The 248-nt window shown below is 68.1% G+C and carries 1 protein-coding gene; it reads left to right on the forward strand.

Going from position 1 to position 248, the window contains the following annotated elements; genetic code table 11:
* Nucleotides 1–248, forward strand: a 248-nt coding sequence (locus tag HMPREF0058_RS11525; RefSeq protein ID WP_006549977.1) for a transposase, incomplete at both ends; no start/stop codon positions are given.

Genomic DNA, 248 nt, shown 5'->3' on the forward strand with positions numbered 1-248 from the left:
CCGCCCATCCCGATCACGTTGCGGTCGAGGTCGCCTACCACTGCGCCCAGGACCTGCGAGACGTGTTCCACCAGCCCACCCCCGCACGAGGACGCCAACTCGCCGAGCAGCTCATCGCCACGTTGCCGTCATGCCCGATCCCCGAGATTGCGCGACTGGGCAAGACCCTGCGTCGATGGCGGACAGCGTTCCTGGCCTACTTCGATACCGACGGCGCGAGCAACGGCGGCACCCAGGCCATCAACGGG

The organism is Actinomyces urogenitalis DSM 15434 (genome assembly GCF_000159035.1).
Lineage (GTDB): Bacteria > Actinomycetota > Actinomycetes > Actinomycetales > Actinomycetaceae > Actinomyces > Actinomyces urogenitalis.